Source organism: Klebsiella sp. 141198 (assembly GCF_050600785.1).
GTDB lineage: Bacteria > Pseudomonadota > Gammaproteobacteria > Enterobacterales > Enterobacteriaceae > Klebsiella > Klebsiella aerogenes.
Genome location: NZ_JAQIRM010000010.1, coordinates 1 through 13,502, shown reverse-complemented (window position 1 = coordinate 13,502; position 13,502 = coordinate 1). Strand labels below are relative to the sequence as shown.

At 55.2% G+C, this 13,502-nt stretch carries 13 protein-coding genes, 2 tRNA genes and 1 rRNA gene; 5 read left to right on the top strand and 11 right to left on the bottom strand.

Features of this window, described 5'->3' with window-relative positions:
• Positions 1 to 99: 99 nt before the first annotated feature.
• Positions 100 to 381 (top strand): peptidylprolyl isomerase PpiC, encoded by a 282-nt coding sequence (gene ppiC / locus PGR10_RS24180; RefSeq protein WP_032709514.1) that lies wholly within the window; start codon positions 100 to 102, stop codon positions 379 to 381.
• Between the two features lie 51 nt (positions 382 to 432).
• Positions 433 to 714, top strand: a complete 282-nt coding sequence (gene ppiC / locus PGR10_RS24175) for a peptidylprolyl isomerase PpiC (protein WP_002883180.1) — start codon at positions 433 to 435, stop codon at positions 712 to 714.
• A 98-nt stretch (positions 715 to 812) separates the two neighbouring features.
• Here ppiC (PGR10_RS24175) and ilvC read toward each other — a convergent pair whose 3' ends face one another.
• On the bottom strand, positions 813 to 2,288 hold the full coding sequence (gene ilvC, locus PGR10_RS24170; protein ID WP_015703965.1) for a ketol-acid reductoisomerase: 1,476 nt from the start codon (positions 2,286 to 2,288) through the stop codon (positions 813 to 815).
• Between the two features lie 155 nt (positions 2,289 to 2,443).
• Between ilvC and ilvY the strand changes: the two genes are divergently transcribed.
• Positions 2,444 to 3,334 carry an HTH-type transcriptional activator IlvY gene (ilvY, locus tag PGR10_RS24165; RefSeq protein WP_080924841.1) on the top strand — a complete coding sequence of 297 codons (891 nt, stop codon included), beginning with the start codon at positions 2,444 to 2,446 and terminating at the stop codon, positions 3,332 to 3,334.
• Here ilvY and ilvA read toward each other — a convergent pair.
• The 6 genes from ilvA to ilvL all read right to left on the bottom strand — a co-directional run bounded on the left by ilvA (position 3,331) and on the right by ilvL (position 9,877).
• Positions 3,331 to 4,875, bottom strand: a complete 1,545-nt coding sequence (ilvA, locus tag PGR10_RS24160) for a threonine ammonia-lyase, biosynthetic (protein ID WP_080924842.1) — start codon at positions 4,873 to 4,875, stop codon at positions 3,331 to 3,333. The genes ilvY and ilvA overlap by 4 nt on opposite strands.
• A 2-nt stretch (positions 4,876 to 4,877) precedes the next feature.
• Positions 4,878 to 6,728: a dihydroxy-acid dehydratase gene (gene ilvD / locus PGR10_RS24155; RefSeq protein ID WP_015368896.1), complete on the bottom strand. Its 1,851-nt coding sequence runs from the start codon at positions 6,726 to 6,728 to the stop codon at positions 4,878 to 4,880.
• Between the two features lie 60 nt (positions 6,729 to 6,788).
• Positions 6,789 to 7,718 carry a branched-chain amino acid transaminase gene (locus tag PGR10_RS24150; protein ID WP_008807980.1) on the bottom strand — a complete coding sequence of 310 codons (930 nt, stop codon included), beginning with the start codon at positions 7,716 to 7,718 and terminating at the stop codon, positions 6,789 to 6,791.
• A gap of 19 nt (positions 7,719 to 7,737) precedes the next feature.
• Positions 7,738 to 7,995, bottom strand: coding sequence for an acetolactate synthase 2 small subunit (gene ilvM, locus PGR10_RS24145; protein WP_015368897.1), 258 nt, complete (start codon positions 7,993 to 7,995; stop codon positions 7,738 to 7,740).
• Positions 7,992 to 9,638 (bottom strand): acetolactate synthase 2 catalytic subunit, encoded by a 1,647-nt coding sequence (gene ilvG / locus PGR10_RS24140; protein ID WP_430924241.1) that lies wholly within the window; start codon positions 9,636 to 9,638, stop codon positions 7,992 to 7,994. Before ilvG ends, ilvM begins: the two co-directional genes overlap by 4 nt.
• A gap of 140 nt (positions 9,639 to 9,778) precedes the next feature.
• A complete protein-coding gene (gene ilvL, locus PGR10_RS24135; RefSeq protein ID WP_001311244.1) occupies positions 9,779 to 9,877 on the bottom strand; it encodes an ilv operon leader peptide in 99 nt (32 codons plus the stop codon).
• Between the two features lie 354 nt (positions 9,878 to 10,231).
• Here ilvL and PGR10_RS24130 point away from each other — a divergent pair, with 354 nt between their 5' ends.
• Positions 10,232 to 11,752: a YifB family Mg chelatase-like AAA ATPase gene (locus tag PGR10_RS24130; RefSeq protein WP_430924240.1), complete on the top strand. Its 1,521-nt coding sequence runs from the start codon at positions 10,232 to 10,234 to the stop codon at positions 11,750 to 11,752.
• Between the two features lie 23 nt (positions 11,753 to 11,775).
• On the opposite strand, the gene PGR10_RS24125 is transcribed toward PGR10_RS24130, so the two are convergent.
• Positions 11,776 to 12,114, bottom strand: coding sequence for a DUF413 domain-containing protein (locus PGR10_RS24125; protein ID WP_015368901.1), 339 nt, complete (start codon positions 12,112 to 12,114; stop codon positions 11,776 to 11,778).
• A 118-nt stretch (positions 12,115 to 12,232) separates the two neighbouring features.
• Here PGR10_RS24125 and hdfR point away from each other — a divergent pair, with 118 nt between their 5' ends.
• Positions 12,233 to 13,054, top strand: coding sequence for an HTH-type transcriptional regulator HdfR (gene hdfR, locus PGR10_RS24120; RefSeq protein WP_045389306.1), 822 nt, complete (start codon positions 12,233 to 12,235; stop codon positions 13,052 to 13,054).
• 101 nt (positions 13,055 to 13,155) lie between these two features.
• On the opposite strand, the gene PGR10_RS24115 is transcribed toward hdfR, so the two are convergent.
• The 3 genes from PGR10_RS24115 to rrf all read right to left on the bottom strand — a co-directional run.
• Positions 13,156 to 13,231 (bottom strand) — tRNA-Trp (locus PGR10_RS24115).
• Positions 13,232 to 13,283: 52 nt separating this feature from the next.
• Positions 13,284 to 13,360 (bottom strand) — tRNA-Asp (locus PGR10_RS24110).
• A 56-nt stretch (positions 13,361 to 13,416) separates the two neighbouring features.
• Positions 13,417 to 13,502 (bottom strand): 5S ribosomal RNA (gene rrf, locus PGR10_RS24105); the annotation flags it as partial.

Genomic DNA, 13,502 nt, shown 5'->3' with positions numbered 1-13,502 from the left:
AATCTTCGAACGGGGTGTGGATTGTAGCAGAAAGCGAGGCTGAGATTTACCGGCTGATGGTAAAGTGTCAGCCACGCAATTTATCCTGAGGCTCTGGTTATGGCAAAAAGCGCAGCGGCCCTGCATATTCTGGTCAAAGAAGAAAAACTGGCACACGAGATCCTCGCCAAGCTAGAACGAGGCGTCAGCTTCGATCATCTGGCGAAGCGCTACTCAAAATGTCCGTCCGGACGTCATGGCGGCGATCTGGGGGAGTTCCAGCAGGGCGCGATGGTCGCTCCGTTTGATAAAGCCGTGTTCAGCTGTCCGCTGCTCAAACCCTATGGCCCGGTACAAACCAAATTTGGCTACCATATCATCAAGGTGCTGTATCGCCGCTAGCGCGTGTTACTATGGCGCCCTGATTTATCCCAACTCAATCAAGGCGCAATCATGGCTAAAACAGCGGCAGCACTGCATATCCTGGTAAAAGAAGAGAAACTAGCTCTCGATCTGCTTGAGCAGCTTAAAAACGGCGCCGACTTCGGCAAGCTGGCGAAAAAACACTCTATCTGCCCGTCAGGAAAACGCGGCGGCGATCTGGGCGAATTCCGCCAGGGCCAGATGGTTCCGGCATTCGATAAAGTGGTCTTCTCCTGCCCTGAACTGGAGCCAACCGGCCCGCTGCATACCCAGTTCGGTTACCACATCATCAAAGTGCTGTACCGGAAATAAACAACAAGGCCTTCTCAAAGAGAAGGCCTTTAATGTTTGCCCCCTCTCCCTGTGGGAGAGGGTTGGGGTGAGGGCATCCGCCCGCACCTTTTGTTTTATCAGCCGGCAACCGCGATACGCTTCATATCGGTCATATACCCGCGCAGTTTTTTACCCACCGCTTCGATAGCGTGGCTGCGAATCGCTTCGTTCACGTCACGCAGCTGAGCGTTATCTACCGCGCCTTCGGCAATCGCTTTGCCCAGGTCGCCGGTCTGCAGGGTAGTCATGAACTCTTTCAGCAGCGGTACGCAAGCATAAGAGAACAGGTAGTTACCGTACTCCGCGGTATCGGAGATAACCACGTTCATTTCATACAGGCGCTTACGGGCGATTGTGTTGGCGATAAGCGGCAGCTCGTGCAGCGATTCGTAGTAAGCGGACTCTTCGATGATGCCGGAATCAACCATGGTTTCGAAGGCCAGTTCAACGCCCGCTTTCACCATTGCAATCATCAGAACGCCTTTATCGAAGTACTCCTGCTCGCCGATTTTACCTTCATACTGCGGCGCGGTTTCGAACGCGGTTTTACCGGTCTCTTCACGCCAGGTCAGCAGTTTTTTGTCGTCGTTCGCCCAGTCGGCCATCATGCCGGAAGAGAATTCGCCGGAGATGATGTCATCCATATGTTTCTGGAACAGCGGCGCCATGATCTCTTTCAGCTGTTCGGACAGCGCGTAAGCACGCAGTTTCGCCGGATTAGACAGGCGATCCATCATCAGGGTGATGCCGCCTTGTTTCAGCGCTTCGGTGATGGTTTCCCAGCCGAACTGAATCAGTTTTTCCGCATAGGCCGGATCGGTACCTTCAGCCACCAGCTTGTCGAAGCACAGCAGAGAACCCGCCTGCAGCATGCCGCAGAGGATGGTCTGCTCGCCCATCAGGTCAGATTTCACTTCCGCCACGAAGGAGGATTCCAGAACACCCGCACGATGGCCGCCGGTCGCTGCTGCCCACGCTTTGGCAATGGCCATACCTTCGCCTTTCGGATCGTTTTCCGGGTGTACAGCGATAAGCGTCGGCACGCCGAAACCGCGTTTGTACTCTTCACGAACTTCGGTACCTGGGCACTTCGGCGCCACCATCACCACGGTGATGTCTTTGCGGATCTGCTCGCCCACTTCAACGATGTTGAAGCCGTGGGAGTAACCCAGCGCCGCGCCGTCTTTCATCAGCGGCTGTACGGAACGCACAACGTCAGAGTGCTGTTTGTCCGGAGTCAGGTTGACAACCAGGTCAGCCTGCGGGATCAGCTCTTCATAGGTACCCACTTTGAAGCCGTTTTCCGTCGCTTTACGCCAGGATGCGCGCTTCTCGGCAATCGCTTCTTTACGCAGCGCATAGGAGATATCCAGGCCGGAGTCACGCATGTTCAGACCCTGGTTCAGGCCCTGCGCGCCACAGCCGACGATGACTACTTTTTTACCCTGAAGATAGCTCGCGCCATCGGCAAATTCATCGCGCCCCATAAAGCGGCATTTGCCCAGCTGAGCCAGCTGCTGGCGCAGATTCAGTGTGTTGAAGTAGTTAGCCATGGTGATACCTCGTGATGTTGTGTTGTCGTGCTTATTGTTCGGTTCGCGTTTTGCGAGAATGAACCCACTATATGACAGGAATTTCGTTGCGAAAATTGATATATTCACAACATCACATTGCAATAACTGCAACGTTATTCTCAGGGGATTGAACCATGGATTTACGCGATCTGAAAACCTTTCTGCATCTGGCGGAAAGCCGCCATTTTGGCCGCAGCGCGCGGGCTATGCACGTTAGTCCCTCGACGCTTTCGCGACAGATTCAACGCCTCGAAGAGGACCTCGGCCAGCCGCTGTTCGTTCGCGATAATCGCACCGTGACCCTAACCGAGGCCGGCGAAGAACTTCGCACCTTTGCCCAGCAGACTTTACTGCAGTATCAGCAACTGCGCCACGCCATCGACCAGCAGGGGCCGTCGCTCTCCGGCGAGCTACATATTTTCTGCTCCGTGACCGCCGCTTACAGCCATCTGCCGCCGATTCTCGATCGCTTTCGCGCCGCGCATCCCTCAGTAGAGATAAAGTTATCGACTGGCGATGCCGCTGATGCGATGGAAAAAGTGGTCACTGGAGAAGCCGATCTGGCCATTGCCGGTAAGCCGGAGACGCTGCCGGGCTCGGTGGCGTTTTCGATGCTGGAAAATCTTGCGGTAGTGCTGATTGCCCCGGCGTTACCCTGCCCGGTGCGCAATCAGGTGTCGGTCGAACATCCTGACTGGGCAACGGTACCGTTTATCATGGCCGATCAGGGGCCGGTGCGCCGCCGCATCGAGCTGTGGTTCCGCCGCCATAAAATCAGCAATCCGTCCATTTACGCCACCGTCGGCGGCCATGAAGCCATGGTATCGATGGTCGCCCTCGGCTGCGGCGTGGCGCTACTGCCGGAAGTGGTGCTGGAAAACAGCCCCGAGCCGGTGCGTAATCGCGTGATGATCCTCGATCGCAGCGATGAGAAAACGCCATTTGAGCTGGGCGTCTGCGCACAAAAAAAGCGGCTGTATGAGCCGCTTATTGATGCGTTCTGGAAAATACTGCCTAACCACTAGCCCGCAAGGAAAAAGCGGAACGCCGGGTTATGGGTTTCGTCATGACACTCGTAGCCCAGTTCATTAAGACGGGTTTCGAAGTCTGGCTCATGCTCGCCAAGCTCAAACGCCGCCAGAACGCGGCCAAAATCGGTGCCGTGGCTGCGATAGTGGAACAACGAAATATTCCAGTGGGTGCCGAGCGTGTGCAGAAACTTAAGCAGCGCGCCAGGTGATTCCGGGAATTCGAAGCTAAACAGGCGCTCCTGCAGCGGTTTAGACGGACGTCCGCCGACCATATAGCGCACGTGCAGCTTCGCCATTTCGTCATCGGAAAGATCGACTACGCTGTAGCCGCCTTCGCTTAGCAGCTCGAGGATCTCTTTGCGCTCATCCAACCCGCGGCTCAGCCGCACGCCAACGAAAATACAGGCATCTTTGGCATCGGCAAAACGGTAGTTGAACTCGGTGACCGAACGGCCGCCCAGTAGCTGACAGAACTTAAGGAAGCTGCCTTTCTCTTCCGGTATCGTCACCGCCAGCAGCGCTTCGCGCTGTTCCCCGAGCTCGCAACGCTCAGAAACGTAGCGTAGTCCGTGGAAGTTGACGTTGGCGCCGGACAGGATGTGAGCCAGACGCTCGCCGCGGATGTTATGCTGGGCGATATACTTTTTCATCCCCGCCAGCGCCAGCGCGCCGGAAGGCTCCGCCACCGCCCGCACATCTTCGAACAGATCTTTCATCGCCGCGCAGATAGCATCGCTATCGACGGTGATGATATCGTCCAGATACTCCTGGCATAAACGGAACGTTTCATCGCCGATGCGCTTCACCGCCACGCCTTCAGCAAACAAACCGACGCGCGGTAGATCCACCGGATGACCGGCATCCAGCGCCGCTTTCAGACACGCCGAATCTTCCGCTTCCACCGCTATCACTTTAATCTGCGGCATCAGCTGCTTGATCAGCACCGCCACGCCTGCCGCCAGACCGCCGCCGCCAACAGGGACGAATACGCGGTCAATGTGGGCATCCTGCTGCAGCAGCTCCAGCGCCAGCGTTCCCTGACCGGCGATCACCATCGGGTGATCGAACGGCGGCACCCAGGTAAAACCTTGCTGCTGCGCCAGCTCAATCGCGCGGGCTTTCGCTTCGTCAAAGTTGGCGCCGTGCAGCAGCACTTCGCCGCCGAAGCCGCGAACGGCATCGACTTTGATATCGGCGGTCGCTACCGGCATCACGATCAGCGCCTTAACACCCAGCCGGGATGCGGAAAACGCCACGCCCTGCGCATGATTACCCGCCGAAGCGGTGATCACGCCATTGGATTTTTGTTCCGCCGTCAGGCCGGACATCATCGCGTAAGCGCCGCGCAGCTTAAAGCTATGCACCGGCTGGCGGTCTTCGCGTTTCACCAAAATCACGTTATCCAGCCGCGAAGAGAGCTTATCCATTTTTTGCAGCGGCGTTTTCTGCACCGCTTCATAAACCGGCGCGCGCAGTACCGCCCGGAGATACTCCGCCCCCTCAGGGGCGGCGGATAGGGGTTGCGATTCGGCCATGATTAACCCCCAAGTTTTGATTTATCGCGCACGGCGCCCTTGTCGGCACTGGTCGCGAGGCTGGCATAAGCGCGCAGCGCGAAGGAGACCTGGCGCTCGCGGTCTTTCGGCGTCCACGCCTTATCGCCACGCGCTTCTTGCGCTTCGCGACGGGCGGCGATTTCGGCATCGCTGAGCTGCAGCTGAATACCGCGGTTAGGAATATCGATAGCAATCATGTCGCCATCTTCGATGATAGCGATGTTGCCGCCGCTCGCCGCTTCCGGCGATACGTGGCCGATGGAAAGCCCGGAGGTGCCGCCGGAGAAACGGCCATCGGTGATCAAAGCGCACGCTTTGCCAAGACCCATGGACTTCAGGAAGGTGGTCGGATAGAGCATCTCCTGCATTCCCGGCCCGCCTTTCGGCCCTTCATAACGAATAACCACGACATCGCCTTCCACGACTTTGCCGCCGAGGATGGCCTCAACCGCTTCGTCCTGACTTTCATAAACTTTCGCCGGGCCGGTAAATTTCAGGATGCTATCGTCCACGCCGGCGGTTTTGACGATACAGCCGTTTTCGGCAAAGTTACCGTACAGCACCGCCAGGCCACCGTCTTTACTATAGGCATGCTCCAGAGAACGGATACATCCCTCGGCGCGATCGTCATCCAGCGTATCCCAGCGACAATCCTGCGAGAACGCCTGGGTGGTACGGATCCCCGCCGGGCCGGCGCGGAACATTTTTTTCACCGCGTCGTCCTGAGTCACCATCACATCGTACTGTTCCAGGGTCTGCGGCAGCGTCAGGCCAAGAACGTTTTTAACATCGCGGTTGAGTAACCCCGCGCGATCCAGCTCGCCGAGGATCCCCAGTACGCCGCCGGCGCGATGCACGTCTTCCATATGGTATTTCTGCGTACTCGGCGCCACTTTACACAGCTGCGGCACTTTGCGGGACAGCTTGTCGATATCACTCATGGTGAAGTCGATTTCGGCTTCCTGCGCCGCCGCCAGCAGATGCAGAACGGTATTGGTTGAGCCGCCCATTGCGATATCGAGAGTCATGGCGTTTTCAAATGCCGCCTTGCTGGCGATATTGCGCGGCAGCGCGGAGGCGTCGTCCTGCTCGTAGTAGCGTTTGGTCAGTTCAACGATACGTTTACCGGCGTTGAGGAACAGCGCTTTACGGTCGGCATGGGTCGCCAGCAGAGAACCATTACCCGGCTGCGACAAGCCTAATGCTTCGGTCAGACAGTTCATTGAGTTCGCGGTGAACATCCCCGAGCACGAACCGCAGGTCGGACAGGCGGAACGCTCCACCTGTTCGCTTTGATCGTCAGAGACTTTCGGGTCTGCCCCCTGAATCATGGCATCAACCAGATCCAACTTGATGATTTTGTCAGACAGCTTGGTTTTCCCGGCTTCCATCGGGCCGCCGGAAACAAAGATTACCGGAATATTCAAACGCAGGGAGGCCATCAGCATCCCCGGGGTGATTTTGTCGCAGTTGGAGATACAAACCATGGCATCGGCGCAGTGGGCGTTAACCATGTACTCGACTGAATCGGCGATGAGCTCGCGGGATGGCAGTGAATAGAGCATACCCCCGTGACCCATGGCGATCCCATCATCCACTGCGATGGTGTTGAATTCTTTAGCGACGCCGCCCGCAGCTTCAATTTGCTCGGCAACCAGTTTGCCGAGGTCGCGCAGATGCACGTGCCCAGGTACAAACTGGGTAAAGGAGTTAACAACGGCGATGATCGGTTTGCCGAAATCGGCATCGGTCATCCCGGTTGCGCGCCACAGCGCGCGGGCGCCCGCCATATTGCGGCCATGTGTGGTGGTGGCGGAACGGTACTTAGGCATGCTCTTTTTACTCCCATCTCTGTTTATGCAATGGGACGGTGCGTGCCGTCCCATTTTTAATCACTTACTTACCGGATCCAGCCAGCCCCATTTATCTTCCGTTTCACCGGTGAAGAGGCCAAAGAAGGCTTCCTGAATGCGTTTGGTCACCGGGCCGCGGCGGCCTGCGCCGACCTGGATACCGTCAACGCTGCGTACCGGCGTGATTTCCGCAGCGGTACCGGACATGAACACTTCATCCGCCAGGTACAGAGATTCGCGGGACAGCACCTGCTCGCGGACTTCGATACCGAGATCTTTCGCCAGTTTGATGATGGCGTCGCGGGTGATACCCGGCAGCGCGGAAGAGGTAAACGGCGGAGTAAACAGCACGCCATCTTTCACCTCAAACAGGTTTTCGCCTGCGCCTTCGGAGATATAGCCGTTAACGTCCAGCGCGATACCTTCCTGATAACCGTGACGACGCGCTTCGCTGCCGACCAGCAGAGAGGAGAGATAGTTGCCGCCCGCTTTCGCTGCGGTTGGGATGGTGTTAGGCGCCGCGCGGTTCCAGGAAGAAACCATCGCATCGATCCCCTGCTCCAGCGCTTCTGCGCCAAGGTATGCACCCCACGGGAACGCCGCGATGATAACGTCGGTTTTGTAACCGTCCGGCGGGTTAACGCCCATGCCAACATCGCCAACAAACACCAGCGGACGGATATAAGCGCTGGTCAGTTTATTGGTACGAATAACTTCGCGGCAGGCTTCCATCAGCTCGTCAACGCTCTGAGAAACCGGGAAACGGTAGATTTTGGCTGAATCATGCAGACGCTGCATGTGTTCACGATGGCGGAACACCACTGGCCCTTTGTGAGAATCGTAGCAGCGGATACCTTCGAATACCGAAGTCCCGTAGTGCAACGCGTGGGACATTACGTGTACTTTCGCCTCGCCCCATGGGGTCATCTCGCCATTGAACCAAATGTAATCAGCTTTCTTCGTCGTCATTTTTTTTATTCCTCTGCGCTCAGGCGCGGATTTGTTGTGATGTGGGTTGCTGGATCTCGACGCAGGCGACGTCGACCAGTTTGCGTAACTGACTAAACAGTAATTCGACGGGCCGCTGGCTGGCAACGGTCAGCTCGATATTTATGTTTTGCGCATCCGACGCGGTTTCCATATTCATTGAGCAAATTTGAAAACCGCGATGGCGCACCACGCGCAGCACGCGTTCTAAGGTTTCGGGGTTGAAGCGAGCCTGTAAAGCGACCTGATGTTGCATCATGATAATTTCTCCAGCATTTCTGCATTACTGGCGCCGGGCGGCACCAACGGCCAGACATTCTCAAGTTCATCGATTGAGACATGAAGCAGGTATGGCCCCTGGCTCGAAAGCATGGTGTCGAGTGCCGCTTCAACCTGGTCTTTACGGGTGATGTGCTGGCCTGGAATGCCGAAGGCGCTGGCCAGCGTAAGAAAATCAGGATTATCGGTAAGCGTGGTTTCGCTGTAACGCTCCTGGAAGAACAGCTGCTGCCACTGGCGAACCATACCTAGACGTTGGTTATCCAGCAGCACGATTTTCAACGGTAACTGCTTACGTTTAACGGTGCCCAGCTCCTGCACGTTCATCATGAAAGAGCCATCGCCGGAGATACAGATAACCGTATCGTCCGGGCGGGCCACCTGCGCGCCAACGGCTGCCGGCAGACCAAAGCCCATGGTGCCCAGGCCGCTGGAAGTGATGAAATTTTCCGGGCGGGTATAGGTCATGTGCTGGGCCGACCACATTTGGTGCTGGCCGACATCGGTCGTCACGACGCAATCCGCCGGTTTGCGATCGGAAAGCTGCTTGAGCAACAGCGGCGCGTAGATTGCCTCGCCGGGATGATCGTAACGCCAGGCGTGCTCCGCGCGCAGCTGTGCGTTGTGCTCGCGCCACGCATCAATGGCCAACGGCTGCTGCAACGCCGGCAGCATGGCGTTTAAATCTCCAGTTAAAGCGACGTGCGCCTGGCGCAGTTTGTTCAGCTCGGCCGGGTCAATATCCATATGGATTACTTTGGCGTGCGGGGCAAAGGTATTCAGCTTGCCGGTCACCCGGTCATCAAAACGGGCGCCGACGGCGATTAATAAATCGCACTCCTGCACCGCCAGGTTTGCTGCCTTGGTTCCGTGCATACCCAGCATGCCAAGGTAATACGGATAATCCGCGGCGACGGCGCCCAACCCTTTCAGAGTGCAGGTTACCGGCATCTGCGTCACCGCCAGAAATTCGCGCACGGCCGGTACCGCCTGTGCCATTCCAACACCGCCGCCCACGTACAGCATTGGCTTGTGGGACTGCGCAAGCATCCCTAACGCCTGCTCGACTTGTGTGTGAGGGAACTCAACATCGTCAGGAACGGTGGAGAAATGCGGATCTAATTCGCCTTTAGCCAACTGGATATCTTTTGGAATATCAACCAGTACCGGGCCAGGACGGCCTGAGTTTGCCACCTGGAAAGCTTCCGCGATCACGCGCGGCAGCTCTTCCAACGACTGCACGAGGAAACTGTGTTTGGTGCAGGCCAGCGACAAACCGAGAACGTCCACTTCCTGAAAAGCATCGGTGCCGATAAACGGCGCCGCCACTTGACCGGTGATGGCGACAACAGGCACAGAATCAAGTAACGCGTCAGCCAAACCGGTGATCAGGTTGGTGGCGCCAGGGCCGGAAGTGGCGATGCAAACTCCAGTTTTGCCGGTCGCGCGGGCATAACCGATGGCGGCCATTGCGGCGCCTTGCTCGTGCCGACACAGCAGGTGTTCCACGCCGCCGTCATACAAAGCATCGTAAACCGGCATAATCGCGCCACCCGGATAGCCAAATACCGTGTCGACACCCTGTGTTCGCAAAGCATGTACCACCCACTGCGCCCCGTTCATAGTTACTTCCCCGTCATAGATCGGGAGAAACAGAATTTTATGCTAAAACCCATATTCTGCTCCTCGCTTATGTTTTTTAAGTTATAAAAAAACCCCCGGACCTTTCGGTGCGGGGGTCTTAGTTCGTTAAGGCTTGATTTCTAAGCCTTTCCTCGTCCAAGTGCAGCCCCGCACGGTGGGATAATAATCACCACCACGCTAATCACGACCAGGCTAATCACTCGTAGAAGGGCTGTCATTTTCTGTTCTTTCTGGCTTCTTGTTCGAAGGAATACCTAAAGAGTTACCACAGACATCACATTAAGCACAAGATTTTTTTATGTTCCATTTTCTGATCTTGCTAACGATTTTTATTAAACCAGTTGTTTTTAAAAAGAAAAAAATAAAATGAAAAAAATTCAGCTTATTCTCGCGTTTGCATCCGTGTTTTACGGCATTAAAACGGCGTCATGACGGATTTGCGCGCGCACTCCGAAAACAATGAAAATGCAAAACTTTGCAGACAATTGTCTGGAACAGGCAGCGTAAAGTTAAACATTCATAGGTTCATGAAACCACAGAAATAGACATAATCATTCCGCTCAGGAGGCGTTATGTCACTCGCAATTGTCTATACCCGCGCGGCGCTCGGGGTCAGCGCGCCGCTAATTACCGTCGAAGTCCATATCAGCAACGGACTCCCCGGTTTGACGATGGTCGGTCTGCCGGAAACCACGGTAAAGGAAGCCCGCGATCGGGTACGTAGCGCCATTATTAACAGCGGCTACAGCTATCCGGCAAAGAAGATAACCATAAACCTTGCGCCAGCCGATCTGCCGAAAGAGGGTGGAAGATATGATTTACCTATCGCTCTCGCGCTCCTGGTCGCTTCGCAGCAGCTTGCCGCATCGAAACTTAATCAGTATGAGTTTATTGGCGAATTAGCGCTTACAGGCGCATTACGCGGCGTTCCTGGGGCAATATCCAGCGCTATGGAAGCGATAAAAGCCGGAAGGCAGATTGTCGTTGCTGGAGATAACGCCGAAGAGGTCGGCTTGATTAACGGCAATGAGTGCCTTATAGCAGGGCACCTGCAGGAAGTCTGCGCGTTTCTGGAAGGGAAACATACTCTGCAGCCGCCGACTGGTGAAATAACTGCGGGAGAGGACGATTATGACGATCTCGGCGATGTCATTGGCCAACAGCAGGGAAAACGCGCGCTGGAGATAGTCGCAGCGGGCGGTCACAATTTACTCTTGATGGGTCCACCGGGTACAGGAAAGACGATGCTCGCCAGCCGTTTGCCGGGGCTTTTACCGCCGCTAAGCAACCAGGAAGCGTTGGAAAGCGCGGCCATCCTCAGCCTCGTCAATGCTCATTACGTCACGCGTCAGTGGCGTCGGCGGCCTTTTCGCGCCCCTCACCATAGCGCGTCGCTAACGGCGATGGTCGGCGGCGGCTCAATCCCGGCCCCTGGAGAGATCTCTCTCGCGCATAACGGTATTCTGTTTCTTGATGAACTACCTGAATTCGAGCGTCGGGTTCTGGATGCACTACGAGAGCCCATTGAATCAGGAAAAATTCATCTTTCCCGCACTCGGGCTAAGATTGACTATCCTGCGCGATTTCAGCTGATTGCCGCCATGAATCCCAGCCCAACAGGACATTACCAGGGTCAGCATAATCGGGCCACACCGGAACAGACCCTGCGCTACCTGGGCCGATTGTCAGGGCCATTTCTCGACCGCTTCGATCTATCACTTGAGATTCCACTTCCTCCACCGGGCGTATTAAGCCGGGGTGGCGTTGGCGAAGAGCAAAGCGCCACCATTCGTCTACGGGTATTCGCGGCGCGCGACAGACAGATCGCACGGCAGAATAAACTTAATGCACAACTGGATAGCGGGGAGATAAAAGTCTGGTGCAAGCTGAAAGAAGACGACGCGATATGGCTGGAACAGACGCTCTCAGCGTTAGGGCTCTCAATCCGCGCATGGCAACGTTTACTGAAAGTTGCGCGTACTATCGCCGATCTGAATGAGGATAGGGATATCGAACGTCATCATTTGCAGGAGGCGCTAAGCTACCGGGCTATCGACCGTATGTTAAATCACCTGCAGACGCTGATGGCATAAAAAAAGGGCTTTCGCCCTTTTTTTTAATCGTCGCTTTCAGTGTAGTCTTCAGCGCCTTCAACCTGCGGCTTGCCGCCAGATAAAGTATGAAAACGCTTCGGACGTTTGATTCGCGCCATATACTTAATCCAAACGCGTTCCGCTTCGGTTACCGGCTCACGTTCGCCGTGGCATACCGCAACGAATTGTTTTTCATCTTCGGTAACAGGCTCGCGTTTACCCAATTCCAGCTCATTGAAGGCGTAACCATGACGTTCAAGCAGTTGCGCCTCTTTGATGGTGAAATCACCGTGACGGGAGAACCCGCGTGGATAATTTTTATTGTCGAAAAAACGATTAGTCGTCGTAAAGCTTTCCGCCATCCTACACGCTCCTGATTCTTTGGCCGAGCTATTTATGGCGCGGAGTATTAGTTACGCTTGACAGAGCGTCAAACAAAACATTTAAATCATCACGACAAATAATTTTGCGGAGAAGAGTGTGGACACGGAATTGCTCAAAACTTTCCTTGAAGTGAGCAGAACTCGCCACTTTGGCCGGGCAGCGGAAGCGCTTTATTTAACACAATCAGCGGTTAGCTTCCGCATTCGTCAGTTGGAGAACCAGCTGGGCGTAAATTTATTCACCCGCCATCGTAACAATATTCGTCTGACGTCAGCCGGCGAAAAGCTCCTGCCCTATGCAGAAACGTTGATGAATACCTGGCAGGCCGCGCGTAAGGAGGTCGCCCACTCTTCTCGCCATAATGAATTTTCGATCGGCGCCAGCGCGTCGCTATGGGAATGCCTGTTGAACGGTTGGCTGGGAACGCTCTACAAAGATCCCTATAACCTGCAATTTGAGGCGCGGATAGCCCAGCGCCAGTCGTTAGTTAAGCAGTTGCATGAACGCCAGCTCGATCTCCTGATCACCACAGAATCACCGAAGATGGATGAATTAAGCAGCCAGTTATTGGGTCATTTCACCCTGGCGCTCTATTGTGCCGCACCGGGAAAAAATAAGAATGATTTGAACTATCTGCGACTGGAATGGGGGCCGGATTTCCAGCAAAACGAAGTGGGTTTGATCGGCAGTGATGATGTACCCCTGTTGACGACGAGTTCCGCAGAACTGGCTTATCAGCAACTCAGTACGCTGAATGGTTGTACCTGGTTACCCGTTAGTTGGGCACAGCAGAAAACCGGCCTGCACACGGTGACCGATAGCGCGACGCTTTCACGTCCTCTGTATGCCATCTGGCTACAAAATAGCGATAAGCAGGCCCATATTCGCGAGATTCTGAAAAGCAGCATCCTGGAATAGCGATCTGACTCCATGGACGGAGTGACAAAACAACAGAAAGGCAGAGTAAGAGGAGAAATTAAAGACAAAAAAAATCCTTTGCCGAAGCAAAGGATTATATATGGCAGGGGCGGAGAGACTCGAACTCGCGACACCCGGTTTTGGAGACCGGTGCTCTACCAACTGAGCTACGCCCCTAAATCTTTCTCGCTATTAAGCCCGCTAATATAGCAGGCTTAATATAAATAAGTGGCGGAACGGACGGGACTCGAACCCGCGACCCCCTGCGTGACAGGCAGGTATTCTAACCGACTGAACTACCGCTCCACCGAATTTTTTCTACATCTACCGGTTTAATGCCCCGGTTTTACTGCAAATTTGATGCCTGGCAGTTCCCTACTCTCACATGGGGAGACCCCACACTACCATCGGCGCTACGGCGTTTCACTTCTGAGTTCGGCATGGGGTC

Bases quoted from the DNA above. Each gene is read 5' to 3' on its own strand.
- ppiC (WP_032709514.1), top strand. From the start codon at position 100: ATGGCAAAAAGCGCAGCGGCCCTGCATATTCTGGTCAAAGAAGAAAAA.
- ppiC (WP_002883180.1), top strand. From the start codon at position 433: ATGGCTAAAACAGCGGCAGCACTGCATATCCTGGTAAAAGAAGAGAAA.
- ilvC (WP_015703965.1), bottom strand. From the start codon at position 2,288: ATGGCTAACTACTTCAACACACTGAATCTGCGCCAGCAGCTGGCTCAG.
- ilvY (WP_080924841.1), top strand. From the start codon at position 2,444: ATGGATTTACGCGATCTGAAAACCTTTCTGCATCTGGCGGAAAGCCGC.
- ilvA (WP_080924842.1), bottom strand. From the start codon at position 4,875: ATGGCCGAATCGCAACCCCTATCCGCCGCCCCTGAGGGGGCGGAGTAT.
- ilvD (WP_015368896.1), bottom strand. From the start codon at position 6,728: ATGCCTAAGTACCGTTCCGCCACCACCACACATGGCCGCAATATGGCG.
- PGR10_RS24150 (WP_008807980.1), bottom strand. From the start codon at position 7,718: ATGACGACGAAGAAAGCTGATTACATTTGGTTCAATGGCGAGATGACC.
- ilvM (WP_015368897.1), bottom strand. From the start codon at position 7,995: ATGATGCAACATCAGGTCGCTTTACAGGCTCGCTTCAACCCCGAAACC.
- ilvG (WP_430924241.1), bottom strand. From the start codon at position 9,638: ATGAACGGGGCGCAGTGGGTGGTACATGCTTTGCGAACACAGGGTGTC.
- ilvL (WP_001311244.1), bottom strand. From the start codon at position 9,877: ATGACAGCCCTTCTACGAGTGATTAGCCTGGTCGTGATTAGCGTGGTG.
- PGR10_RS24130 (WP_430924240.1), top strand. From the start codon at position 10,232: ATGTCACTCGCAATTGTCTATACCCGCGCGGCGCTCGGGGTCAGCGCG.
- PGR10_RS24125 (WP_015368901.1), bottom strand. From the start codon at position 12,114: ATGGCGGAAAGCTTTACGACGACTAATCGTTTTTTCGACAATAAAAAT.